Genomic DNA, 22,228 nt, shown 5'->3' on the forward strand with positions numbered 1-22,228 from the left:
GGCGTCGGGACAGCGGTGCGTCGCGCCAGGCCTGGAGCGGATAGGCGAGCAGCAGCAGGGCCAGCGGCAGCAGCCACGCCCAGCCGGGCAAGCCGCTCGCGGCGCCGCTGGCCAGCAGCGACACCGGGAAGCCGGCTGCGACGATCAGGCTGCGCATGCGGGTGCCGCTCAGGCTGCCGAGAGCCAGGCCGGTGGCCGAAGCGCAGGCGATCGCCAGCCAGAGCGGTGCGGGTGTCGAGCGCAACAGCAGGAAGAGCGCCCAGGCGGCGGCCCAGCCCAGCAACGCGGGCAGGGGCCAGAGGCGTTGCAATGCCGGCCCGCGGCGGATGCCGCTCGGGGCAACCGGGTCGGGCCGCGCAGCGGTGACCGGTGGGACGGGCAGGGCGGATGACATCGAGGGCGTCCCGGAGGGGGCCGCGAACGGAGGGGCCGGTACCGAGGGCGGCTGCCGGCGGGAGGAGATCAGTGCAGTTGGAGGGCGCCCGCCGCCTTGCCCTTGCCGGCGCGCGCTGGCGGGTTGCACAGGCCGCAGGTGAAGTGCTTGCCGATCTCGTGCGGGTGCGTGACGAAATGCCCACCGCACTTGGAGCATTCGGTCATGGTCAGCATGCCGTTGTCCACGAACTTCACCAGGCGCCAGGCACGCGTGACGGACAGCAGCGCTTCCAGGCCCTGGGCTTCGGTCTGCTCGAGATAGAGACGGTAGGCCTTGATCACGGTGTCGATCTCGTCGAGCGCCGCAACCTTGTTCAGGTATTCGTGGATGTTCAGGAACAGGCTGGCATGGATGTTCGGCTGCCAGGTCATGAACCAGTCCGTGGAGAAGGGCAGCTGGCCCTTGCTCGGCGACTTGCCCGCCACTTCCTTGTACAGGCGCAGCAGGCGCTCGTAGGACAGGTCGGTCTCCGACTCCAGCACCTGCAGGCGGGCACCGAGCTGGATCAGCGTGACGGCACGTTCGATCTGCTTGGCTTCGGTGAGGATGCTCTTGTTGCGCATGATGTCGGTCTCGCAGGGGTCGTCGGTCAGGCGGCTTCCTGATGGCGGCCAGCCATCAGGATGTTGGCGTGCAGGCGGCTGACGCTGTCGTTGGCGGCGCCCTTGCCGTGGTTGGTCAGCAGGCTCCACACCATCTCGTCGTCCACGCGCATGCGGCACAGCAGCGTGTTGCCGGAGGCGATCTTCATCATCTGCGCCGGGCTCAGCAGGCCGATCAGGTCGGCCGTCTCTTCCGAGATGCCGAGGCGGAACAGGGCCTGGTCGCGGTCGGCGCGGATCAGGCTCTGCGCCAGCATCAGGTAGGACAGATTGGCTTCGCGAATCTCGATCAGGATCTGTTCGGTGTTCATCAGGGTGCTCCTCGTGCGGTTGCCGGTCGTCTTTCGCTGGTGCAGCGGGTGTTCGTTTCAGCGTGAAATGGATTGTGAAGATCGGAGATGCACAGGAACATCAGCCCAGTTCTGTGGTTCGGGTCTCGCTTATTCGACCGCCCGTGTCAGGCAACTTCCTACACGCCCCAGTAGGCAGCGCGTCGACGCGGCGGCTCAAGTGGCGGCGCGAGATGCCGATGACGGCCGTGGTGAGGAGGAAAGTGCTCTTCCCGGCCAGGCTGACAGGAAACCCGCAGCCCTCAAGTTGCCAGGACGGGCTCCGATAACCCCCACAACGGGACCAAGCGATCGGTTCCGGGGTCCGGAGTAGGCGACCGATGTTTCGTAGAGGGCACAACCATTCCGCCCCTCCCACGAGATCTGAGGATGACGTACGCCGGGCGCAGCAGGCCCTCGAAACCCGCTGTTGGAGATCGAGGGTTAGTTCACGGTGATGAGGCCCCAGGGCCGAGCCACCGAGGCAATGCCGGCGCTGCCGGAGAGTCATTTCAACCGTTCAGGAGATTCAGATCATGGCAATGTCAGTCAACACCAACATCGTTTCGCTCAATGCGCAACGCAACCTCGGCACCTCTCAGTCGTCGCTGGCAACGTCCATGCAGCGCCTGTCTTCCGGCCTGCGTGTCAACAGCGCGAAGGACGACGCCGCCGGTCTGGCGATCGCCGAGCGCATGAACGCGTCGGTCCGTGGCCTCAATGTCGCGGCGCGCAACGCCAACGACGGCATCTCGCTGGCGCAGACCGCCGAAGGCGCGCTGGGCAAGGTCGGCGACATGCTGCAACGCATGCGTGAACTGGCCGTCCAGTCGGGCAACGCCACCAACAGCGCCGACGACCGCAAGGCCCTGCAGGCCGAAGTCACGCAACTGCGCGACGAAATCGACCGTGTGGCGAAGCAGACGACCTTCAACGGCCGCAAGCTGCTCGACGGCTCCTTCACCGCGGCGGCCTTCCAGGTCGGCGCCGGCGCCGGCGACAACATCACGGTCGGCAGCCTGACGAACGCATCGGCCAGCAACCTGTCGAAGATCACCTACGCCGAAATCTCCAGCGGTGACCTGGCGAAGGACGACACCGACATCACGACGCTGGACGCGATCGCCGACGGCGACCTGCAGATCACGATCGACGACGGCGGCGACAACGAACTGGTGGTCGAGGTGGGTGCGATCGCCCAAGCGAGCTCGGGCTTGGAGCGTCTGGGTCAGGTGGCCGAGGCGATCAACCGCAAGACCAGCGACACCGGCGTGTCGGCCTACCTGGTGGCCAATGACGACGGCACCTACAAGCTCGACATCAAGGCCTCGCGCCTGGATGCCGACGGTGCCCCGCTGTCGGTGGAGTTCACCGGCTTCGATACCACGACCACGGGTCTGGACGAAGGCGACGTGCCCGCCGCGGTGACGGATGCCATTGGCATCGACGCGCTGAGCATCGAGACCGAATCGGATGTGTGGGTGTCGATCAAGAAGATCGACAGCGCACTGGACCAGGTGAACAGTGCCCGCGGTACCCTGGGCGCGATCCAGAGCCGCTTCGAGAATGCGGTGTCGAACATCCAGATCCAGGCGGAGAACACCGCGGCCTCGCGTGGCCGGATCATGGATGCCGACTTCGCGTCGGAAACGGCCAACCTGTCGCGCTCGCAGATCCTGCAGCAGGCCGGTACCGCCATGGTGGCCCAGGCCAATCAGCTGCCGCAGCAAGTGCTGTCGCTGCTGCGCTGATCGGCCTCCCGCGGCGGCCTCCGGGCCGCCGGCCCCGGGATCCTCGGGCCCCGTCCGTCAGGACGGGGCCTTTTGCTTTCCGGGGCCGAAATGCGCCGGAAGTCGGCCTCTTTTCGATCCATCGTCACCCCCGCAGGTCACCAAGAATGGCTACACCGAACAGGTAAGCCGGCTTCGGGCCGGAGATCCTCGATTCTTCAAGGAGCATTTCCATGGCCCAGACCATCAACACGAACGTCATCTCGCTGAATGCCCAGCGGAACCTGAACACCAGTCAGTCCTCGCTGGCCACCTCGATGCAGCGGCTGTCGTCGGGTCTGCGCGTCAACAGCGCGAAGGACGATGCCGCCGGCCTGGCGATCGCCGAGCGCATGAACACCCAGGTGCGCGGCTTGAACGTCGCGGCGCGCAACGCCAACGACGGCATCTCGCTGGCCCAGACCGCCGAAGGCGCGCTGGGCAAGCTGGGCGACATGCTGCAGCGGATGCGCGAACTGGCGGTGCAATCGGCCAACGCCACCAACAGCGCCGACGACCGCAAGGCGCTGCAGGCCGAAGTGAACCAGCTGCGCGACGAGATCGACCGTGTGGCCAAGCAGACCAGCTTCAACGGCAAGAAGCTGCTCGACGGCTCCTTCACGGCGGCGACCTTCCAGGTCGGGGCCAACTCCGGTGATGCGATCACCGTCGGCAGCCTGACCAACGCCACCGCGGCGGTGCTCTCGAAGATCACCTACGCCGAGGGCGCGAGCGCCGACCTGACGCTCGACGGCACGACCATCACGGACCTGGCCGCGATCGCCGACGGCGACCTGCAGATCACGATCGACGGCGGTGGCGCGAACGAGCAGATCGTCGAGGTCGGCCCGATCGCCGAGGCCAGCACCGAAACCGAACGCCTGGGCCAGATCGCCGAGGCGATCAACCGCAAGACCACGGACACCGGCGTCTCCGCCTACTTGGTGAAGAACGACGACGGGACCTTCAAGCTCGACATCAAGGCATCCAAGCTGGATGCTACTGGCGCCGCGCTGGCGGTGGAGTTCACCGGCTTCACCACCGCGACGACGGGTCTGGACGAAGGCGACGCGATCGCCGAGGTCGCCGACGACATCGGCCTGAGCGACTTGAACATCGAGACCGATTCCGCCACCTGGGTGTCGATCAAGAAGATCGACAGTGCGCTCGACCAGATCAACGGCGCACGCGGCACGCTCGGCGCGCTGCAGAGCCGCTTCGAGAACGCGGTGTCGAACATCCAGATCCAGGCCGAGAACCTGTCGGCCGCGCGTGGCCGCATCATGGACGCCGACTTCGCGATGGAAACGGCGAACCTGTCCCGCGCCCAGATCCTGCAGCAGGCCGGCACTGCGATGGTGGCGCAGGCCAACCAGCTGCCTCAGCAGGTGCTGTCGCTGCTCAAGTAAGACGCCTTCCGGCGACCTGCTTCGGAGAGCCGCGGCTGTCCGGTGCCTGACGGCGCCGGGCCCGCGGCTTCAGTTTTCTGCGCGAGCGCCGATAGCCCCTCATCAATCCGTCCGGACTCAGCATGGCCATCTCTTCACCCGGTCTCGGCAGCGGCCTCGACGTCAGCAGCATCGTCTCGCAGCTCGTGGCGCTGGAGCGCAAGCCGCTGGAGAAGATGCAGACCGCGGCGACGTTCATGCAGACCCAGGTCTCGGCCTACGGTCAGTTGCAGAGCCTGGTGTCCGCCGTCGGCGACGCTGCGAAGGCGCTCGCCAAGCCCACCCTGTGGCAGGCGGCGTCGGCAGGCACCAGCGACGCCACCTCGGTCGCCGCCACCGCCAGCGCGGGCGCCGCCATCGGCAGCTATTCGGTCAGCGTCTCCCAGATCGCACGCGCGCAGAGCCTGGCCTCGGCGGTGTTCACCGCGCCGACCGACGTGGTCGGTGCCGGCAAGATGACGATCGAACTCGGCGGCTACAACGTCGCGAACGATCCGGCGTTCACCCCGAAGACCGGATCGACGACGCTCGAACTCGAGTTCGCGGAGGGCACGACGCTCGAGCAGGTGAAGACGCAGATCAATGCGGCGAACGCCGGGGTCTCGGCGGCGATCGTGCGCGACGCGAACGGTGCCCGCCTCACGCTGACCAGCACCACGACCGGACTGGACAGTACCCTGCGCGTCGCCGTCAGCGACGCCACCGGGGCGCTGACAGGCCTGGCCTACGACCCGGCCAGCGGTGCCAACCCGATGACGCAGACGCAGGCCGCGGTCAACGCCCTCGCATCGATCAACGGCCTGGCGATCGAGTCGCCCACGAACCGCCTGACGGGCACGCTGGACGGCGTGACGCTCGATCTCGTGAAGGTCACCACCGCACCGGTCACCGTGAACGTCACGACGAACACCGGGACGATGCGCGACGCGATCAAGAAGTTCTCCGACGCCTACAACGCGCTCAACACCTACCTGGTCACGCAGACCAAGTACGACGAGGAGAACAAGATCGGCGGCACCTTGCAGGGCGACAGCGCCGCCGTGGGGCTGCGCAATCAGTTCCGCGCCATGCTGCGCCAGGACAGCGCGGCCTCGGCCGAGCTGACCCGCCTGTCGGACATCGGCTTCAACGTGCAGCGCGATGGTTCCATCGTGCTCGACAACGCCAAGCTCGACGCGGCGCTCGCGAAGCCGGCCGAGCTGTCGAAGCTCTTCACGACCAATGACACGGCGAACCCCGCGTCGACGGGCCTGGGTGTGCGTTTCCAGAAGCTGGCCGACATGTCGACCGGTACCGACGGCGTGATCGCCAGCCGCAATGCGGGGATCAAGGCCCGCCTGGAGCGTAACAAGGACGACCAGGAGAAGGTCAACGACCGTGCCGACCGCATGCAGGTCCGGCTGACCCAGCAGTACACGGCGCTGGACACCCAGATGGCCAAGCTGACCGCCCTGTCGACCTACATGACGCAGCAGCTGACCGGCCTGTCCAACCTCTACAACAAGAAAGACTGAGGTCGTTCCCGATCCGCGCATTCGCGGGGTCGGTTGAAACGCAGGGCGATTTTCGAGTGTGTGGCGCTCAAGACCGGGCGCGCAGCGGCCGATAAACACTCAGCCCCACTCGAATGCCGGACCTTCAGTCATGTTTGCCCAGAGCAGCCCCTACTCGCCGTCGCGCCACCACGCCTCCAGCCAGGCCTACAACCTGGTCGGCGTCGAGACCGGCATCGGCGGCGCCTCGCCCCACCAGCTGGTCGCGATGCTGTTCACCGGATTGCTCGATGCCGTGGCGCGTGCGCGCGGCGCACTGCGCGACGGCCAGATCGAGCGCAAGGCGCACGAACTGAGCCGGGCGGTCCGCATCGTCGAGGAAGGACTCAAGGGCGGGCTGAGCCCGGCCGGCGGCGCCCTGACCGAGCAGCTGTCATCGCTCTACAGCTATGTCAGCACGCGCCTGATGCAGGCCAACCTGCGCAACGACGATGCCGCGCTGGCCGAATGCGTCAGCCTGATCGAGCCGCTGCGCGATGCCTGGTCGACGATCCGCGCCCAAAGCGACATGCCGGCGGTTCGCTGAGCGTCCCGACGACGATCCATCGACAAGGAAGTTTTTCGATGAGTACGCCATTGCTGAACTACTACGAGGCCATCGAACGCGCCAGCGAGCAGATGCTCGAGGCCGCGCGCGGCGGCAACTGGGACCAGGTCGTGAAGCTCGAAGGGGCCTGCGCGGTGCTGATCAATCAGCTCAAGCAGGCTGCGGCGACCCGTGAACTCGGCGCGGACGAACGCCAGCTCAAGACCCGCATCATGAAGCGCATCCTCGTCAACGACGCCGAGGTCCGTACCCTGGCCGAGCCCTGGCTCGAGGACCTCGATCAGCTCCTGGCCGGCCGGCCGAAGATGCTGCACTGATCGAAACCGAACCCGACTCCCATCAGACTGCTGCCGAGAGAATCCGAGCGATGGAAACGCTGCCGATGCCGCTGGAGGCCATGAGCGGTTCTCCACATGGCCTGGGTGAATTCAGGGTGAGCGCGCCGGCCGAGGTGTTCAGCCTGCTCAAGCAATGCGCCGACGGCAACGTGCTGTTGAGCCTCAGCTCCCCGGAGGGCGCCGCCTACACGACCACTGTGTGGGCACTGGACCCGGCGCGGGGGCTGCTGTGCCTGAGTGCCGACGGCGGCGACATCAAGCTCCAGCGCCTGCTGGAGAGCGAGGAGGTGGTCGCGGTGGGCTACCTCGACAGCGTCAAGCTCCAGTTCGACCTGCACGACCTGGTGCTGGTGCACAGCGGACGCGCCAGCGCGCTCAATGCGCGCTTCCCGCGCGAGCTCTACCGTTTCCAGCGACGCGGCAGCTACCGCGTGCGGCCGCTGCTCAACACCAGCCCGACCGCCACGCTGCGTCATCCGGCGCTGCCCGACATGCAGCTGAGCCTGCGGGTGCTCGACGTGAGCATCGGCGGCATTGCGCTGTTCCTGCCCGACGATGTGCCGCCGATCGAGCCGGGCGTGCAGATCGCGCAGGTGCAGGTCGATTTGGACGGTGACACCCGCCTGCAAAGCGGCCTGATCGTCCACCACGTGACACTGCTGCACCACGAGTCGCGCGGCGCGCGGCTGGGCTGCGAGATGCTGAACCTCGGCGGCGAAGGCGAGCGCGCGCTGCAACGCTACATCGACCAGACGCAGAAGCGGCGGCGCCTGCTCTCCTTGTGACGGTCCTGCAGGCCGCTCGGCCCGGAGGCGGGGCGGGCACCCGCCCGTGTTTTCCACAGTCGGGACAGCCTGTCCGACAGCCTCCTTGACCTTACACTCCGTGACAGTTGTCCAGGCCTCCTGCCTGGCCGAGCAGTTGCTGTCCGAGCCCGTGCCTTTGGTCACTCCCGCTGCCCTTCCTGCCCAGCCGCCACCGGTGAGCGCTGCCGACGCCGTGGTTCTGTGGCACGGCTTTCTCGACACACTGAACGATCCCCTGCTGATGCTCGACGCGCAGGCGCGCGTGCGTTTCGCCAACACGGCCGCCCTGAGGCTGTTCCCGTTCGAGCCGGGCATGCCGCTGGAAGATCTGCTGCCGGTGATCGACGGCGGTCTGGTGTCCTGGGTCCTGGATGTGCTGGAGGGCCGGGCAGACGAGCTGCTGAGCAGCTTTCCCGATGCCGCGCTCAGCCAGCTCAGCGCCCAGCGCTGGGCCCTGCGCCTGCCGCCAGCGCGGCGCGAGCGCGTGGCGGCCGCGGTGCAGACCGCGGCGGAACCGCTCGCGAGGTGCGCCGGCTGTACTGGCACTCGCCGTTTCCTGCCATCCTGGAAGACGGCCACTTCCGCATCGTCGACGTCAACCAGGCCTTCGTCGACTACACCGGCTGGTCGCGCAACCGCCTCGTCGGCATGGACACGCTGACGCTGGTGCCGATCGAGGACCACCTGCTGTGGGAATCCACCCGCGACCCGCCGGCAGGCGCTGAACTGCCGGCGCTGATGGAGCGCCGTCTGGTCGACGCGCAGGGGCGTGACCGCTGGTTCCGCGGGGCGCGGCGTCAGGTCACGGACACCGAGGGCCGTGCACTGTGCCTGACGGTGATGCAGGACTGCACCGCCGAGAGGGCGGCCCGAGAGCGGGCGGAGCGTTCACTCAGCGAGCTCGATCAGTGGTTCGAGCTCAGCCCGGTCGGCATGCTGGCCTTCGACGGCGCCGGCCTCGTGCTGCGCAGCAACGCCGTTTTCGAGGCCCTGGTCGGTCGGGTGCCGGTGCTGTTGAGCGAGGCTCCCCCGGGACTGAACGACCTGCTGGGCTGGCATGGGCCACGCAGCCTCGGTGCGCTGCAGCCGGGTGGCGAGGCCGCCGAGCGGCGCGGCTGGGTCGCGGCCTTGCCAGGGGCGCGCTCCCGCTCTCCCCGCCATCTGCGGGCGAGGGTGCGCTGCACCGATGCCGTGGCCGGTAGCGAGCCGCGCTACATCGCGGTGATCGAGGATCTCAGCGCGGAGCAGGCGCTCGATCTGGCGCAGGCCCAACTCGGGGCGCTGGTCGACGCGGCCGGCGTCGGCGTGGCGCTGCAGAGCGTCAGCCGCGATCTGGTGCTGTCCGATTCACTGCCCGAGTTCGAGCGGCTGCAGCGGGCGCTGCGCGCCGGCGAGGCGGCTCAGGCGCGCTACGCGATCCGCCATCCCGAACTGGGCATGCGCTGGCTGCTCACGCGCGTGTCGCCACGGCCGGACGGGGACGGCGACCCCTCGGTGGTCACGCTCGACGTCACGGAGCAGGAACATAGCCGCGCTCGCAGCGAGGAGCTGCTGCGGGAGCTGAGCAGCATCCTCGAGAGCTCGAGTGCCGGCATCGCCTTCCTGCGCGGCAACACGTTGGTGCGCTGCAATCGCAGCTTCGAACGCATGCTCGGCACCACCTCGGGCGCCGTGGCCGGGTGCAGCGTGCGCGAGCTGTTTGCCGGCCAGCCGCAGGCGCGGCTCGCGGTGGAAGACGCCGAGCTGGCGTTGCTCGAGTCCGGCGTCTACGAGACGGAGATCGAGATCCTGCTGCCGCAGCACGAACCGCACTGGGTGTCGCTGGCGGCGCGCCGAATCGGCCCCCCCGGCCCTGACGCCGAGGTGGTGGCGGTGCTGTCCGACATCACGCGCCTGAAGCGCCAGCAGGCGCAGTTGGAGCGTCTCGCCGACGAGCGCGAGCGCACGGAATCGGCCATGGCACAGCAGGCCGAACTCACCCGGGCCATCCTCGACTCGGTGTTCGTCGGCATCGTCACCGTGGGGCAGGGGGGCATCGAATGGATGAACCGTTCGGCGCGCCGCATGTTCGGCGGTGATCTGGCCGATTTTCAGCACTTCCCCTTGTGCTGCGTGGCGACCAGCGATCCTCAACACCCGTTCCGCCAGGTCGAAGCGCGGCTGGCGTCGCCCGACCTGCGCACCGAAGCCGCGGCCGGCAGCTTCGAGTGCCGCGTGCAGGCGCGCGACGGCCGAGCCTTCTGGGTGGTCGGTAACGTGGTTCCGACCGGCGATGCCGAGCAACCGCAGCTCACGTATGCGCTGCTCGACATCGACCGCCGCCGCCGCGCCGAGGCGCGCAGCGCGCAGGCGCAGGCCTCGCTGCAGCGGGTCATCGACCTGGCGCCGTTGGCGATTGCCCTGTTCGATGCGGCCAGCGGCGAGTTGCGGCAGGCCAATCCGCAGGTTGCCGCTGCAGCCGGCCTGCCGGGCGAGATGCTGGTCGGCCGCCGGCCGGAGGAACTGCCGTTGCCGATCGGTGGTGACGTGATCCGCGCCGACCTGCAGGCGGCGCTCGACGCCGGCCAGGGCGGTGATGTCACGCTGCGCGAGTACCGCTTCGAGCATGAAGGGCGCCCGCTGGTCTGGGAGGCACGCTACCTGCCGCTCGGGCAGCCCGGCGAGGTCCCGGACGAGGTGCTGCTGGTGGCGGTCGATGTGACGGAGCAGCGTGCCGCCCAGGCGGCACGCCTGGAGGCTGCGATCGCGCAGCGCGAGATGCTGGTGAAGGAGGTCCATCACCGCATCAAGAACAACCTGCAAGGCGTGGCCGGCCTGCTGACGCAGATCGCCCAGCGGCGCCCCGAGGTGGCGCCGGCCATCCACGAGGCCGTGGCACAGGTGCAGGCGATCGCCCAGGTCTACGGCCTGCAGGTGGGCTCGCAGGGGCCGGTGCAACTGGCCGGCCTGGTCGGCGCGATCTCGACCAACCTGCAGCGCGGCAGCGACCGGACCATCACCGTGGAATTGCCGGACGGCGAGGCGCCGCGCTGGGCCCTGCCCGAGGCCGAGGCGATCCCGATCGCGCTGACGCTCAACGAGCTGCTGGGCAATGCGCTGAAGCACGGCAACGGCGCGGTCGAATGCCGGCTCGTCAGTGCGGCCGAGGAAGCGCGCATCGAGATCCGGAACGAGGGGCAGTTGCCCGAGGGCTTCAGCCTCGACCGGGTGGCTGCGGGGGTCTACGGACTGGGACTGGTGCGGGCGCTGCTGCCGCGGCGTACCGCCACCTTCGGCCTGGCGCCGGATGCCGGCGGCGTGCTGGCTTGCGTGAGCCTGCGTCCGCCGGGCCTGGTATCGCTGGAGCCGCGGTCGACGAACATCGGTGTACTTTCATGAGCAAGACCGGCACTCGTGCGGATCAGGCGCGGTCACGGCCATCAAGGGGAATCATTCTTGAGCAGCAAGGGCAAGATCCTCGTCGTCGATGACGACAGGCTGGTGCTGGCGACGCTGACGCACGGCTTGTCCGCGGCCGGCTATGCCGTGGTCGACGCCGACAACGGCGACGACGCCATCCTCGAGGCGCGCACGCGCCGGCCGGACCTGGCCCTGCTCGACATCCGCATGGAGGGCAAGAGCGGATTCGACGTGGCCGCCTACCTGCGAGAGCACGGCAGCGTGCCCTTCATGTTCCTGTCGGCCTTCTCCGACGCGGCCACGGTGGCGCAGGTGCGGGCCCTGGGCGCACTGGATCACCTGATCAAGCCGGTCGACATGCGGCAGATCCTGCCGGCGGTCGAGGCGGCGTTCAAGCGCATCCGCGGCGGGGTCGAACCGGTCGCCGAAGTCGGCGCGCCGCGTCCGCGCGATCCGCTGTCCGATCCGGTGGCCATCGCGGTCGGCGTGGTGATGCACCGGCACTCGCTGCCGCGTGCCGTGGCGCTGGAGCGGCTGCGCCGGCTGGCGACGCATCACGGGCGGTCGCTGGAGGCCGAGTGCGAGCAGCTCCTGGCCGCGGTCGAGCTGTTGTCGGCGCCTGCGGCGCCGTGAACCGAGTGGCCGTCTTGGCGTCGATCGTTTCAGGTGGACAGGGTGAAGTAGAAGCGGGCTCCGCGGTCGACCTCGGCTTCCGCCCAGATCTCGCCGCCATGGCGTTGCACGATGCGCCGCACCGACGCCAGGCCGACCCCGGTGCCGGCGAAATCGCTGCTGCTGTGCAGTCGCTGGAACACGCCGAACAGCCGATCGATGAAGCGCATGTCGAAACCGGCGCCGTTGTCGGCCACGCAAAACGCACTGTGCTCGCCTTCGACCACGCGGCCCAGTTCGATCCGGGCAACGTGGCGATGGGCGCTGTATTTCCAGGCGTTGCCCAGCAGATTTTCGAGCACCACGCGCAACAGGGTCGGATCGCCGGTGACCAGCAGGCCGGGCGCGATGCGGACATCGACGCGGCGTTCGGGCGCCTGGCGCTGCAGATCGTCGATCACGTAGCTCGCGAGTTGCGACAGGTCGACCGTCTGGCGCGCCAGAGGCAGCGCGCCGAGTCTCGACAGCGCCAGCAGCGCGTCGATCATGCCGTTCATGCGGGCTGCGGCCCCGAGTACGCGGTCAAGGTGGTCGTTGCCGACGCGATCGAGCAGGCGACCGTAGTCCTCCTTGACGATCTTCGTGAAGCCCTCGACCACCCGGATCGGTGCGCGCAGATCGTGCGACACCAGCGTGCCGAACGACGCCGCATCCTCGTCCGCACCCGCCGGCGACGGGCGTGGGGGCGTCAGGAGCGTCGCGCTCCCCTCGTGGCCAGCGAAGCGGCCCGAGGCGTCGAGGCACACGCATGCCTTCAATCGCCAGCGTTGCAGCGGCCCGCCGCCAGGCGCCGCGAGCCCGACCTCGATGGCCTGGAAATCGGCTTCCGACTCGAGAGCCTGGCGCAGGCCGGGCATCGACGTCTCGTCGAACAGCTGCCAGAACGCCTGACTGTCGCGGCCGGCGTGCAGCGCATGGTCGGCAGGCAGCGCCGTCGCGCGCAGCGCGGTCAGGCGGTGCTGTGCGTCGGTGCGCCACAGCGGGCCCTCGATCAGGCCGAGCAGGCGTCGCACGCGGGCGCGCTCGTCGCGCAGTGCAGCGGCGTCTCGCCGCTGGCGCTGTTGCCACGCCAGGAGACCGAGCAGGACGCCCAGTGCCAGCAGCGCGCCGACCAGCAACAGCCCGAAGGCATGCCAGGGCAGACCCTCGGCAGCGTCGAAGGCAGCTCGCGCGTCGACCGGCAGCAGCAACGCGCCGAGTCCGATGCCCGAGGCTTCCGCGATCCGGGACGGTGCACGCCTGAGGTCGTTGTCAATCGAAATCATGTGATCGATTGTAGAAGTCGCATCCGTGAACGATTGCCGCAGCGGGGCCTCGGCGTCGCGACGGCTCGCCAGCACCCGACAGGAGGGACGGCGGCGGCTTTGCGCGCGGCACCGGGCCACGCCACACTTGCCGACATGCGCACCTGCTCGATCCGCGCCGTCGGCCAACCCGGACGCGAGACGTCCACATCGACACGGCGGGTTCCCGGGTCGGGGGTGGCTCGATGAGCAACGAGCACGTCGACTCGCAGTTCGAGCGTGCCGCGGCCGAGGCGCGCGCCGCGGTCGATCGCCGGGTGCTGCGGCCGCTGCGCGATCTGGCGGTGGCGCGCAAGCTCGCGTTGATCGTGTTCCTGCTGGTCGGCGTGGTCGTCGGCCTCGTCTACCTCAGCAAGCTCAGCTCCGACATCCTGTCCGGCGTGCGCGCTACGTGGCCGGGGACGGGCTGTGGGCCAAAGGCAACCGCGACGCGGTGTTCTACCTGGTGCGCTATGCACAGACCCACGAGGAAGCTGATTACCGCCAGTACGCGGCGGCGTTGTCCGTGACGCTGGGGGACCGGCAGGCCCGACTGGAACTGGAGAAGCCCGATTTCGACTACGACGTGGCGTATGCGGGCTTCCTGGCAGGGCGCAACCACCCCGACGACATCGACAGCCTGATCTGGTTGTTCCGGACCTTCCGCAATCTGAGCTACATGGACCGGGTGATCCAGCTCTGGACCCGCGGCGACGAGGAAATGGCGCTGCTGCGCAGCTACGGCGACACCATCCGCACGCAAGTGCTGAACGGCAGCCTGAGCCCGGCGCACGCTGCCCTCCTGGTCGGCGAGATCGAGGTGCTCAATCGCCGCCTCGTGCCGATCGAGGACGCCTTCTCCACCGTGCTGGGGGAGGCCAGCCGCTGGATCGCCCAGCTGTTGTTCGCTCTGATGCTGGTGACGGCCTGCGGTTTGCTCACGTTCGGGCTGGTGGTCGCCGGCTATCTGACGCGCCGCATCAACCGTCAGATCGACGGGCTGCGCGACGGGGCGTTGCGCATGGCGGACGACGACTTCGAGCAACCGGTGGAGATCGTCTCCGACGACGAACTGGGCCGGCTCGCCGCCACTTTCAACAGCATGCAGGCCCGGCTGCGGGAGCATCGCAGTGCCATCGAAGCCAGCGCCGCCGAGTTGCAGCAGGCCACGGCTGCGGCCCAGGCGCTGGCGCTGCAGGCCGAGACGGCGAGCCAGGCGAAGAGCCAGTTCATGGCGACGATGAGCCACGAGATCCGCACGCCGATGAACGGCGTGCTCGGCATGACCGAACTCCTGCTGGGCACCGCGCTCGATTCGCGGCAGCGACGCTTTGCCCAGGCGGTGTACCGCTCCGGCGAAAGCCTGCTCGAGATCATCAACGACATCCTCGATTTCTCGAAGATCGAGCCGGCAAGCTGGAACTGGCGCCGGCCGACTTCACGCCGCGAGCCCTGGTCGAGGACGTGTTGGAACTGTTGGCGCCTCGGGCGCAGGAGCGCGGGCTGGAGTTGAGCTTCCGGGAGGAGCCCGGCCTGCCGCCGGCACTGCATGGCGATGCGCTGCGGCTGCGCCAGGTGCTCACGAACCTGGTCGCCAACGCGATCAAGTTCACCGAGCATGGCGAGGTGGTCGTCGAGATGCGCCGGGTCGAGCCGACCGCGGCAGAGACGGCCCTGGCCACCGGGGACCGGCTGTGGGTCGAGCTGTGCGTGCGGGATACCGGGATCGGCATTCCCCCCGAGGCCTTGTCACGGCTCTTCATTGCCTTCAGCCAGGCCAGCAGCGGCATGGCGCGACGCTACGGCGGCACCGGTCTGGGGCTGGCGATCTCGCGCCAGCTGGTCGAACTGATGTCCGGATCGATCACGGTCCGCAGCCAGCCGGGGGTGGGCTCGCGGTTCTGCGTTCGGCTGCCCTGATGCCGGCCTCCAGCGACGTCGATGTCGACATGCTCGAACTTCATGACATGCCTGCCCTGCGCGTGCTCGTCGTCGATGACAACGAGACCAACCGGACGGTGCTCGAAAACTTGCTCGGGGCCTGGGGCATGGAGGTCGTGGTGGCGAACGACGGCGTGCATGCGCTGGAGCGGCTGCATGCGGAGCGCGATGCCGCACGCAGCTTCGACATTGCGCTGATCGACATGCAGATGCCGCGGCTCGATGGCCTGCAACTGGCCGACCGGATCTCGGCCGAGCCGGACTTCGCGGACGTGAAGCTGATCATGCTGTCGTCCGTGAGCTCGCCCGACGACGCCAAGCGGGCGCAGGCCGTGGGCTTCAAGCGCTTCGTCAACAAGCCGGTGCGGAAGGCCGAACTGCGCCAGGCGATCCTCGGCGTGTCGGGTGTTGCCGGTGCCGGCGGCGGTTCGTCGCGCAAGATCGGCGCCCATATCCTGGTGGTCGAGGACAATCCCGTGAACCAGGAAGTGATCGGCAGATGCTGCGCCACTTCGGTTGCCGCGTGCAGCTCGCCTCGTCGGCGCTCGAAGGGCTGCGTGCTTTGTGTGCCGAGCGCTTCGACCTGATCATGATGGACATCCAGATGCCGGGCATGGACGGTGTCGAGGCGCTCGGCTGGTTCCGCCGAGGGCCTGGCGAGCGCTTCGCCTTCCGCACTCCACCCACCACGCCGGTGGTCGCGGTGACCGCCAACGCATTGGGGGGTGACCGCGAGCGATTCCTCGGCCTCGGATTCGATGAATACCTTTCCAAACCCTTCCGGCAAAGCCAGTTGCACACCATGCTGTCACAACGCCTGAACATTCCCGACACCGGGGCGGGAGAGCTGACGCCGGCTCCGGCCGAGCCAGCGTTGGCTGGAGCTCCGGCGAGCCCCCCTGCGGCGACGGCCGGAGCTCTGGATGCCCAGGCTCTGCAGCGGCTGCGCGACCTCGATCCCACCGGGGCGAACCGGCTGCTGGAGCGCGTCGTGCAGGCGTTCGAGACGTCCACGGGGCGTTTGCTGCCGCAGCTCGACGAAGCGCATGCAGCGGGCGACCTCGACGGCGTGAAGCATGTCGCCCATACGCTGAAATCCTCGTCGGCCAGCATCGGGGCGCTCAAGTTGTCGGCCCTGTGTGCCGACATCGAGGGCATGATTCGCAACAACGAGGTGCAGGCCCTGGGGTCGCGCGTCGCGGCGCTGCGCGCCGAGATCGCGTCGGTTCGTGGCAGCCTGCACGCTCTGCTGCTGCCTGCCGCCTGACCTGGATCCACGACCCACGCGCTGTCGATCAAGAATTCACCCATGGACCTGCGCGCCGATCCCTCTGTCGACGATCCTCTGGAGAGCCCTCGTGTTCTCCTGGTCGACGACGACGAGGTCAACCTGCTGCTGACATCGATCGCGTTGCGCGAGCGAGGCTTCGCCGTCACCGAAGCCACCAGCGGCGAGCGCGCGGTGCAGTTGCTGACCGACTGGTCGCCCGATGTCATCGTGCTCGATGCGCTGATGCCCGGCATGGACGGCTTCACCACCTGCCGGGAGCTGCGCGCCTTGCCCGGCTTCGAGTCGATGCCGGTGCTGATGCTGACCGGATTGGATGACGATGCGTCGATCACTCGTGCCTACGAGGCCGGCGCCACCGACTTTTTCGTCAAATCGACGCAGTGGAGCCTGCTGGCCGGACGGCTGCGTTATCTGCTGCGCTCGTCCCGCACCCGACTGGAGCTCGAGCGCAGCAAATCGAAGCTGGCACGCGCGCAGGATCTCGCACGCATGGGAAGCTTCGACTGGCGGCGCGATCGCTCGGGGCTGCTGTTCTCGGTCGAGGGTTTGCGCGTCTTCGGTCTGGGCCCGGGGGATCACCTCGGCATGAGATCGCTCATCCGCATGGTCCCCGCCGAGCATCGGCAGGGCTGTCTGTCGCTGTTGCGGGATACGCTGGCCCGCAGCACCGTGCTGGCCACCGATTTCCCGGTACAACTGATCGACGGGCGCCAGCGCGTGGTCCACGTCGAGGCCGAACCCGAGTTCAACGAACACGGCAACCTGACCGGCTACACCGGCATCGTTCAGGACGTGACCGACCGACGGGTGGCCGAGGACAAGATCCGTCACCTGGCGAACTTCGACGCACTGACGGGCCTGCCGAACCGGCGCCAGTTGATCTGGCGCGCCGAACGTGCGATGGAACAGGCCAAGCGGCTGAACCATCAGGTGGGGCTGCTGCTGATCGACCTGGATCGCTTCAAGGTCATTAATGACACGCTCGGGCACGGGGCGGGGGACGAACTGCTGATGGAGGTGTCGCGGCGACTGCGGTCCTGCGTGCGGCACTCCGACCAGGTGGTCGAGACGGGGATCGACTCGGTGGGTCTGCGCGCGCATCGCTCGCTGGAGGCGGTCGGTCGTCTCGGCGGTGACGAGTTCGTGGCGTTGCTGCCCGAGGTCGATGCCGACCAGGATGCCGAGCGCGTTGCGCTGCGCATCCTCGAAGTGATGCGCGAGCCCATCTTCGTGGGCGGCCAGGAATGCTTCGTGACGGCGAGCGTCGGCATCGCGCTGTTCCCTCGGGACGGCGCTTCGGTGGCCGACGTGCTGCGCAACGCCGATGTGGCGATGTACTCCGCCAAGGCAGCCGGACGCAACGCGGCATCGCTCTACCGGCCGCATCTGGCCGGCAAGGGCCGCGAGAAGCTCGAGCTCGAGAGTGCGCTGCACAAGGCCATCGAGCGCGAGGAACTGGTGCTGCACTACCAGCCGAAGATCGACGTGCGCACCGCGCGCATGGTCGGTGCCGAGGCGCTGATGCGCTGGAAGCGCAATGGCGTGTTGGTGCCGCCCGGCGATTTCATCCCGCTGGCCGAGGAGACCGGCCTCATCGTGCCGATGAGCGAGTGGGCCATCCGCGAGGCCACCCGGCAGGCGCGCCTGTGGCAGCAGCACCATGGCATCGAAACCTCGATCGCGGTGAACCTGCCGAGCCGGCTGTTCGAGCGCACCGACCTGGTGACCCACATCCAGCAGGCCGCGGCGGCGCACGGCGTCACGCATTCCTGCATCGAGCTCGAGATCACTGAAACCGGCCTGATGAAGGATCTGCAGAACGTGATCCCGGCCTTGCATCGACTCAACGAGATCGGCGTCGAGATCTCCATCGACGACTTCGGCACCGGCTATTCCTCGCTCGCGTACCTGACGACGCTGCCGATCAGCGAGCTGAAAATCGACCGCAGCTTCGTGCGTGACCTCGGCGTTACCTTGCAGAGTTCGGCCGTGGTGACGGCGATCATTGCGCTGGCGCGCTCGCTCGGCATCCGCGTGATTGCGGAGGGCGTGGAGAACCTGCGCCAGATGGAGGTGCTGCACCGCCTGGGCTGCAGCACGATGCAGGGCTTCCTGTTCAGCAAGGCCTTGCCGCCTGAAGAACTGGAACAATGGCTGGCGCAGACCGTATTGCCTCGCAAGGCCCCGTGGATCGGGCAGGTGGAAGACAGCGATGCCACGGCGGAGGCGGTGCCGCGGGCCGATGTGCGCGCCCTGCCGGGCAGTCTGCCTCCGGGCGCCTGAGCACGCGCGATGGGCGTGGCCTCGAACCCGGAAGCGTCCGCTGCACGTGCCGCGGAACCCGCGGCTGCGGAGTTGGCCAAGGCGGCGCTGCGCCGCCTTGCGCTGGAGCGCAAGCAACCGACGCCCGAGAACTTTGCGTGGGCCTACCGGACGGAGCGCGGTGACGCTCCGGGGCCCGCGGCGGGGGTCGCTGCTGCCGTGCCGGACAGCGCCGAAGGCGACGGCGAAGCGTGGGCCGCTCTGTTCCAGAGCGCTGCGGGGCGTGGAGCGTGGCGGCCGCAACTGGACCGCCGCGCGACGCAAGGACAGTCTGCAGCGGGTGCTCGGGGGCAGCCGCAGCGACGCCAAGCGGCTGCAGCAAAGGCTCAAGCAGCTCATCGCCAGCTGGGACAGTGATGCGCTCGACGAGGCACCGAGCGATCTGGCACCTTTCGACGCGGCAGCACCCGTGGGCGACGTCGCGCCGATGGTCGTTGCAGAGGCTTCGCCGGCGCCCGTCTCGATGGCCTGGTCGCGCGTTGCCGCCGAACTCGGTGCGACCGTTCAGGCGGCGTTGCCGTCGAGTGAGGCGCGCAGCCGCGAGGTGGCCGAGCGGCTTGCGCAGTTGCAGGCGCGCATTGCTGCCGACGGCCCCGATGGTGTTGTCGAAGACGTGGCGCAGGCTTGCACCGAGGCGCAACGGGTGTTGCAGCATCGCCAGCACCTGACGAACCAACTGGGAGGGCTGTGCCAGGAACTCACCGAAGGTTTGGCCGACCTGTCCGAGGACGATTCCTGGGTCAAAGGGCAGTGCGAGGTGATGCGCAGTCAGCTGTTCGAGAGCGACGGTGGCCTGACGGCACGGGGCGTGCGATCGGTCAGCCAACTGCTGCTCGGTACGCGCGAGCGCCAGCAGGAACTGCGCGCAGCCCGCAAGGCGGCCCGTGATGCCTTGAAGGACTCGATCCACGAGATGCTCGACGAGATTGCCTCGCTGGGGGCACAGACCGGGCGCTTCTCGTCTCAATTGGACGGGTACGCCGACGAGATCGACCGTGCCGAGTCTCTTGAGAGCCTGGCCGGGACGGTGCGACAGATGGTGGCTGAAAGCCGGGCAGTGCACGAAGGGGTCAGCCAGGCGCAGGCCAGACTGGCTCTGGAGCACAGCCGATCGGCCGAGATGCAGGCGCGGGTGGTCGAATTGGAGGACGAGATCCGTCGGCTGTCGGACGAAGTGTCCACGGACCCCTTGACGCAGATCGCCAACCGCCGCGGCCTGCAGCAGGCCTTCGAGACGGAGCAGGCCAAGAACCAGCGGGCTGCACAGGGTGAGGGCGCGACGCTCGCCGTGGCGCTGATCGACATCGACAATTTCAAGAAGCTCAACGATCGGCTGGGCCATGCGAGCGGCGATGCGGCGCTGCAGTTCCTGACGCACCGCGTCGCGCAGGCGCTGCGCCCCGGCGACACACTGGCGCGCTACGGTGGCGAGGAGTTCGTGGTGCTGCTGCCGGGCACGCCGCTCGACGAGGCGCAGCGCGTGCTCACCCGCGTGCAGCGTACGCTCAGCGCGGAGCTGTTCATGAGCGATGAGCAGGGGCAGGTGTTCGTGACCTTCTCGGCCGGCGTCAGCCTCTACCGGCCCGGCGAACGGCTCGAGCAATCGCTGGAGCGCGCCGACGAGGCGCTGTACGAGGCCAAGCACAGCGGCAAGAACCGCACCTGCGCCGCCTGATCTACTGCCCGCGGCGCTCGTTGCGCGGCCGAGCGGGGCCCGCGAAGGACCCCCTAGTTCGTTCGGACGCCCTGTCCTGCCGAGGCGGACAATCCAGCGCTGTGGTCGTGCCGATCGTGGCCCCGGCGCGGCCCAGCCTTCGTCGAGACTCTCCTGGCGTGCCGACCCTGCAGACGTTCCGTGATCCGAGAATGAGTGGCTTCGAACAACGCGCGCACGAGTTGCTGACCACGCTCCTGGCGGGGCGGCACTTGCCTCCGGACATGCGTCTGGCGATCGAGCAGGCCATCGTGATGCAGATGCGCGATGGGTTCACGCCGGCTATGGAGTCTGAATTGCGCCACTTCATCGACCGTTGTGCTGAACCGGTGCCTCCTGGGTCAGGCGACCTGCCCGTTGGGCCTCGGTTCGAAGAAGATGATCGATCGACGAGCGTCGATGTCCATTGGACGACGCTCCGATAGCTCTCCAGGAGCGGCATCGTTGCGGCCGGCGAAGATGGCCTATAACCTTTAACTAAAAATGGGAATTACCACGCCCCCAGCATAGATGTAACCTTATGTACGCGATTTCGCAGGACGGGGTTCGCCATGGCAACTTTCGATTTCGGAGCCAAGTCTCGGCATTTCACTCTGCATCCACCCAAAACCCGGACAGATCGGAGCGCTGTTGAACTCCGCGCTGTTCAGCAGGACGACACCCAGACCGACGATCACTGGTTGCATTCGTCGTTTGATCTGCGTCGCGGGCTGGACGTGAGCGAGGAAGAAATCGATACCCTGCCCGGAGAACTGCAGGACGCGTTCACTAGGCGCTGAGAGGTGCATTGGCGGAAGCGGTGGGATTCGAACCCACGGAAGGGTCACCCCTTCGGCAGTTTTCAAGACTGCTGCCTTCAACCGCTCGGCCACGCTTCCAACGGACTGAATTCTAAGTTCGGCGGCGGCTCGGTCGTCGCGTCTGATCAGCCAGGCCGCTGCGCCGTTTCGCAGTCGATCTGGGTCATCTCCCGCCGCCCTCCGTCGATACGCACCGCGGTGAGCGCGCCGCCCCAGACGCAGCCGGTGTCGATGGCCAGCAGGTCAGGGCGATTCAAGAGGCCGAGCGTCGACCAATGGCCGAAGGCGATTGGTTGTCCCTGCGTCTGGCGGTCGGGTGCCTCGAACCAGGGGTAGAGCCCGTCCGGCGCTTTGTCCGCGGCCTCCTTCACCTTGAAGTCCAGCGTGCCACGAGCATCGACGAAGCGCACGCGCGTGAGCACGTTGATCGCGAAGCGCCATCGGTCGGCGCCGTCGAGACCGGTCTTCCATCGAGACGGCTCGTTGCCGTACATCACCTGCAGGAAGTCCCCCATCGCGGACCGCCGAGTTCCGCCTCCACTTCGGCGGCCAGTTGCAGCGTCAGCGCCCGGTCCCACTGCGGCGCCACGCCGGCATGCACCATCAGCCAGCCCTCCGCGTGCACCGCGAGCGGTCGACTGCGGACCCAATCGATCAGCGCGTCGCGGTCCGCGGACTCGAGGATCGGCGTCAGCGTGTCGCTGCGGTGGGGGCGGCGCACGCCTCGGGCCACGGCCAGCAGGTGCAGGTCGTGGTTGCCGAGCAGGCAGGTGGCCGAGTCGCCCAGTGCGATCAGTCGCCGCAGCACGTCGAGCGACCGCGGCCCGCGGTTCACCAGATCGCCGAGCGCGTACAGCCGATCGCGCGAGGGCGAGAAGCCGATCTTGGCGAGCAGTTGGTCGAGGGCGTCGCAACAGCCCTGGAGGTCGCCGACGAGATAGATCATGGGTCGATTCTGCTACGCTCGTATTTCACCGA

Annotated in this window: 21 protein-coding genes, 1 tRNA gene and 2 pseudogenes; 18 read left to right on the forward strand and 6 right to left on the reverse strand. The window is 68.1% G+C overall.

The window, feature by feature from the left end; translation table 11 throughout:
- The 3 genes and pseudogenes from x551_RS01635 to flhD all read right to left on the reverse strand — a co-directional run.
- Window positions 1–394 (reverse strand): annotated as a pseudogene (locus x551_RS01635) (class I SAM-dependent methyltransferase); the annotation flags it as partial.
- 68 nt (window positions 395–462) lie between these two features.
- Window positions 463–999 carry a flagellar transcriptional regulator FlhC gene (gene flhC / locus x551_RS01640; RefSeq protein ID WP_011830453.1) on the reverse strand — a complete coding sequence of 179 codons (537 nt, stop codon included), beginning with the start codon at window positions 997–999 and terminating at the stop codon, window positions 463–465.
- Window positions 1,000–1,025: 26 nt separating this feature from the next.
- Window positions 1,026–1,349: a flagellar transcriptional regulator FlhD gene (gene flhD, locus x551_RS01645; RefSeq protein ID WP_011830452.1), complete on the reverse strand. Its 324-nt coding sequence runs from the start codon at window positions 1,347–1,349 to the stop codon at window positions 1,026–1,028.
- A 554-nt stretch (window positions 1,350–1,903) separates the two neighbouring features.
- On the opposite strand from flhD, the gene x551_RS01650 reads away from it, so the two are divergent.
- The 9 genes from x551_RS01650 (at window position 1,904) to x551_RS01690 (ending at window position 11,860) form a co-directional block, all read left to right on the forward strand.
- Complete coding sequence (locus tag x551_RS01650) at window positions 1,904–3,118, forward strand: flagellin (RefSeq protein WP_011830450.1); 1,215 nt, start codon at window positions 1,904–1,906, stop codon at window positions 3,116–3,118.
- 212 nt (window positions 3,119–3,330) lie between these two features.
- Window positions 3,331–4,545, forward strand: a complete 1,215-nt coding sequence (locus tag x551_RS01655; RefSeq protein WP_036229164.1) for a flagellin — start codon at window positions 3,331–3,333, stop codon at window positions 4,543–4,545.
- Window positions 4,546–4,667: 122 nt separating this feature from the next.
- The gene (gene fliD / locus x551_RS01660) at window positions 4,668–6,098 is read left to right on the forward strand and encodes a flagellar filament capping protein FliD (RefSeq protein WP_036229166.1); all 1,431 of its coding nucleotides are present in this window, start codon (window positions 4,668–4,670) and stop codon (window positions 6,096–6,098) included.
- A 130-nt stretch (window positions 6,099–6,228) separates the two neighbouring features.
- Complete coding sequence (gene fliS / locus x551_RS01665; protein ID WP_036229167.1) at window positions 6,229–6,663, forward strand: flagellar export chaperone FliS; 435 nt, start codon at window positions 6,229–6,231, stop codon at window positions 6,661–6,663.
- Between the two features lie 38 nt (window positions 6,664–6,701).
- Window positions 6,702–7,001, forward strand: coding sequence for a flagellar protein FliT (locus x551_RS01670; protein WP_011830446.1), 300 nt, complete (start codon window positions 6,702–6,704; stop codon window positions 6,999–7,001).
- 50 nt (window positions 7,002–7,051) lie between these two features.
- A complete protein-coding gene (locus x551_RS01675; RefSeq protein WP_231497462.1) occupies window positions 7,052–7,807 on the forward strand; it encodes a flagellar brake protein in 756 nt (251 codons plus the stop codon).
- Between the two features lie 196 nt (window positions 7,808–8,003).
- Window positions 8,004–8,489 carry a PAS domain-containing protein gene (locus x551_RS26755; protein WP_036247362.1) on the forward strand — a complete coding sequence of 162 codons (486 nt, stop codon included), beginning with the start codon at window positions 8,004–8,006 and terminating at the stop codon, window positions 8,487–8,489.
- Entirely contained in the window at window positions 8,393–11,206 is a 2,814-nt protein-coding gene (locus x551_RS25705) for a PAS domain S-box protein (RefSeq protein WP_253950273.1), read from the forward strand. Before x551_RS26755 ends, x551_RS25705 begins: the two co-directional genes overlap by 97 nt.
- Window positions 11,207–11,263: 57 nt before the next feature.
- On the forward strand, window positions 11,264–11,860 hold the full coding sequence (locus tag x551_RS01690) for a response regulator (RefSeq protein WP_036247365.1): 597 nt from the start codon (window positions 11,264–11,266) through the stop codon (window positions 11,858–11,860).
- 29 nt (window positions 11,861–11,889) lie between these two features.
- Here x551_RS01690 and x551_RS23175 read toward each other — a convergent pair whose 3' ends face one another.
- Window positions 11,890–13,164 (reverse strand): ATP-binding protein, encoded by a 1,275-nt coding sequence (locus x551_RS23175; RefSeq protein ID WP_051511787.1) that lies wholly within the window; start codon window positions 13,162–13,164, stop codon window positions 11,890–11,892.
- A gap of 224 nt (window positions 13,165–13,388) precedes the next feature.
- On the opposite strand from x551_RS23175, the gene x551_RS01700 reads away from it, so the two are divergent.
- The 9 genes from x551_RS01700 to x551_RS24940 all read left to right on the forward strand — a co-directional run bounded on the left by x551_RS01700 (window position 13,389) and on the right by x551_RS24940 (window position 21,229).
- Window positions 13,389–13,712, forward strand: coding sequence for a hypothetical protein (locus x551_RS01700; protein ID WP_036247367.1), 324 nt, complete (start codon window positions 13,389–13,391; stop codon window positions 13,710–13,712).
- Complete coding sequence (locus x551_RS23180; protein WP_152543368.1) at window positions 13,637–14,695, forward strand: histidine kinase dimerization/phospho-acceptor domain-containing protein; 1,059 nt, start codon at window positions 13,637–13,639, stop codon at window positions 14,693–14,695. The genes x551_RS01700 and x551_RS23180 overlap by 76 nt, the downstream gene beginning before the upstream one ends.
- Entirely contained in the window at window positions 14,650–15,102 is a 453-nt protein-coding gene (locus x551_RS23185) for an ATP-binding protein (protein ID WP_051511792.1), read from the forward strand. The genes x551_RS23180 and x551_RS23185 overlap by 46 nt, the downstream gene beginning before the upstream one ends.
- Window positions 15,102–15,710, forward strand: a complete 609-nt coding sequence (locus x551_RS23190) for a response regulator (protein WP_051511793.1) — start codon at window positions 15,102–15,104, stop codon at window positions 15,708–15,710. The genes x551_RS23185 and x551_RS23190 overlap by 1 nt, the downstream gene beginning before the upstream one ends.
- Window positions 15,623–16,390, forward strand: coding sequence for a response regulator (locus tag x551_RS23195; protein ID WP_081771174.1), 768 nt, complete (start codon window positions 15,623–15,625; stop codon window positions 16,388–16,390). The genes x551_RS23190 and x551_RS23195 overlap by 88 nt, the downstream gene beginning before the upstream one ends.
- 42 nt (window positions 16,391–16,432) lie before the next feature.
- The gene (locus tag x551_RS01710) at window positions 16,433–18,697 is read left to right on the forward strand and encodes an EAL domain-containing protein (protein ID WP_051511797.1); all 2,265 of its coding nucleotides are present in this window, start codon (window positions 16,433–16,435) and stop codon (window positions 18,695–18,697) included.
- Between the two features lie 262 nt (window positions 18,698–18,959).
- Entirely contained in the window at window positions 18,960–20,411 is a 1,452-nt protein-coding gene (locus x551_RS01715) for a GGDEF domain-containing protein (RefSeq protein ID WP_051511798.1), read from the forward strand.
- A 158-nt stretch (window positions 20,412–20,569) separates the two neighbouring features.
- A complete protein-coding gene (locus x551_RS01720) occupies window positions 20,570–20,875 on the forward strand; it encodes a hypothetical protein (RefSeq protein ID WP_036229173.1) in 306 nt (101 codons plus the stop codon).
- 126 nt (window positions 20,876–21,001) lie between these two features.
- Window positions 21,002–21,229, forward strand: a complete 228-nt coding sequence (locus x551_RS24940) for a hypothetical protein (RefSeq protein WP_152543370.1) — start codon at window positions 21,002–21,004, stop codon at window positions 21,227–21,229.
- A gap of 9 nt (window positions 21,230–21,238) precedes the next feature.
- On the opposite strand, the gene x551_RS01725 is transcribed toward x551_RS24940, so the two are convergent.
- Together x551_RS01725 and x551_RS01730 are read right to left on the reverse strand one after the other, a co-directional pair.
- A tRNA-Ser gene (locus tag x551_RS01725) sits at window positions 21,239–21,328 on the reverse strand.
- A 47-nt stretch (window positions 21,329–21,375) separates the two neighbouring features.
- Window positions 21,376–22,196: pseudogene (locus x551_RS01730) on the reverse strand (symmetrical bis(5'-nucleosyl)-tetraphosphatase).
- Window positions 22,197–22,228: the final 32 nt, after the last annotated feature.

It is taken from the genome of Methylibium sp. T29 (assembly GCF_000576205.1).
GTDB classification, from domain to species: Bacteria; Pseudomonadota; Gammaproteobacteria; order Burkholderiales; family Burkholderiaceae_C; genus Methylibium; species Methylibium petroleiphilum.

Bases quoted from the DNA above. Each gene is read 5' to 3' on its own strand.
- fliS (WP_036229167.1), top strand. From the start codon at position 6,229: ATGTTTGCCCAGAGCAGCCCCTACTCGCCGTCGCGCCACCACGCCTCC.
- x551_RS24940 (WP_152543370.1), top strand. From the start codon at position 21,002: ATGGCAACTTTCGATTTCGGAGCCAAGTCTCGGCATTTCACTCTGCAT.
- x551_RS01675 (WP_231497462.1), top strand. From the start codon at position 7,052: ATGGAAACGCTGCCGATGCCGCTGGAGGCCATGAGCGGTTCTCCACAT.
- x551_RS01650 (WP_011830450.1), top strand. From the start codon at position 1,904: ATGGCAATGTCAGTCAACACCAACATCGTTTCGCTCAATGCGCAACGC.
- flhC (WP_011830453.1), bottom strand. From the start codon at position 999: ATGCGCAACAAGAGCATCCTCACCGAAGCCAAGCAGATCGAACGTGCC.
- x551_RS23175 (WP_051511787.1), bottom strand. From the start codon at position 13,164: ATGATTTCGATTGACAACGACCTCAGGCGTGCACCGTCCCGGATCGCG.
- x551_RS01670 (WP_011830446.1), top strand. From the start codon at position 6,702: ATGAGTACGCCATTGCTGAACTACTACGAGGCCATCGAACGCGCCAGC.
- x551_RS23190 (WP_051511793.1), top strand. From the start codon at position 15,102: ATGCCGGCCTCCAGCGACGTCGATGTCGACATGCTCGAACTTCATGAC.
- fliD (WP_036229166.1), top strand. From the start codon at position 4,668: ATGGCCATCTCTTCACCCGGTCTCGGCAGCGGCCTCGACGTCAGCAGC.
- x551_RS23195 (WP_081771174.1), top strand. From the start codon at position 15,623: ATGCTGCGCCACTTCGGTTGCCGCGTGCAGCTCGCCTCGTCGGCGCTC.
- x551_RS01700 (WP_036247367.1), top strand. From the start codon at position 13,389: ATGAGCAACGAGCACGTCGACTCGCAGTTCGAGCGTGCCGCGGCCGAG.
- x551_RS01710 (WP_051511797.1), top strand. From the start codon at position 16,433: ATGGACCTGCGCGCCGATCCCTCTGTCGACGATCCTCTGGAGAGCCCT.
- x551_RS01655 (WP_036229164.1), top strand. From the start codon at position 3,331: ATGGCCCAGACCATCAACACGAACGTCATCTCGCTGAATGCCCAGCGG.
- flhD (WP_011830452.1), bottom strand. From the start codon at position 1,349: ATGAACACCGAACAGATCCTGATCGAGATTCGCGAAGCCAATCTGTCC.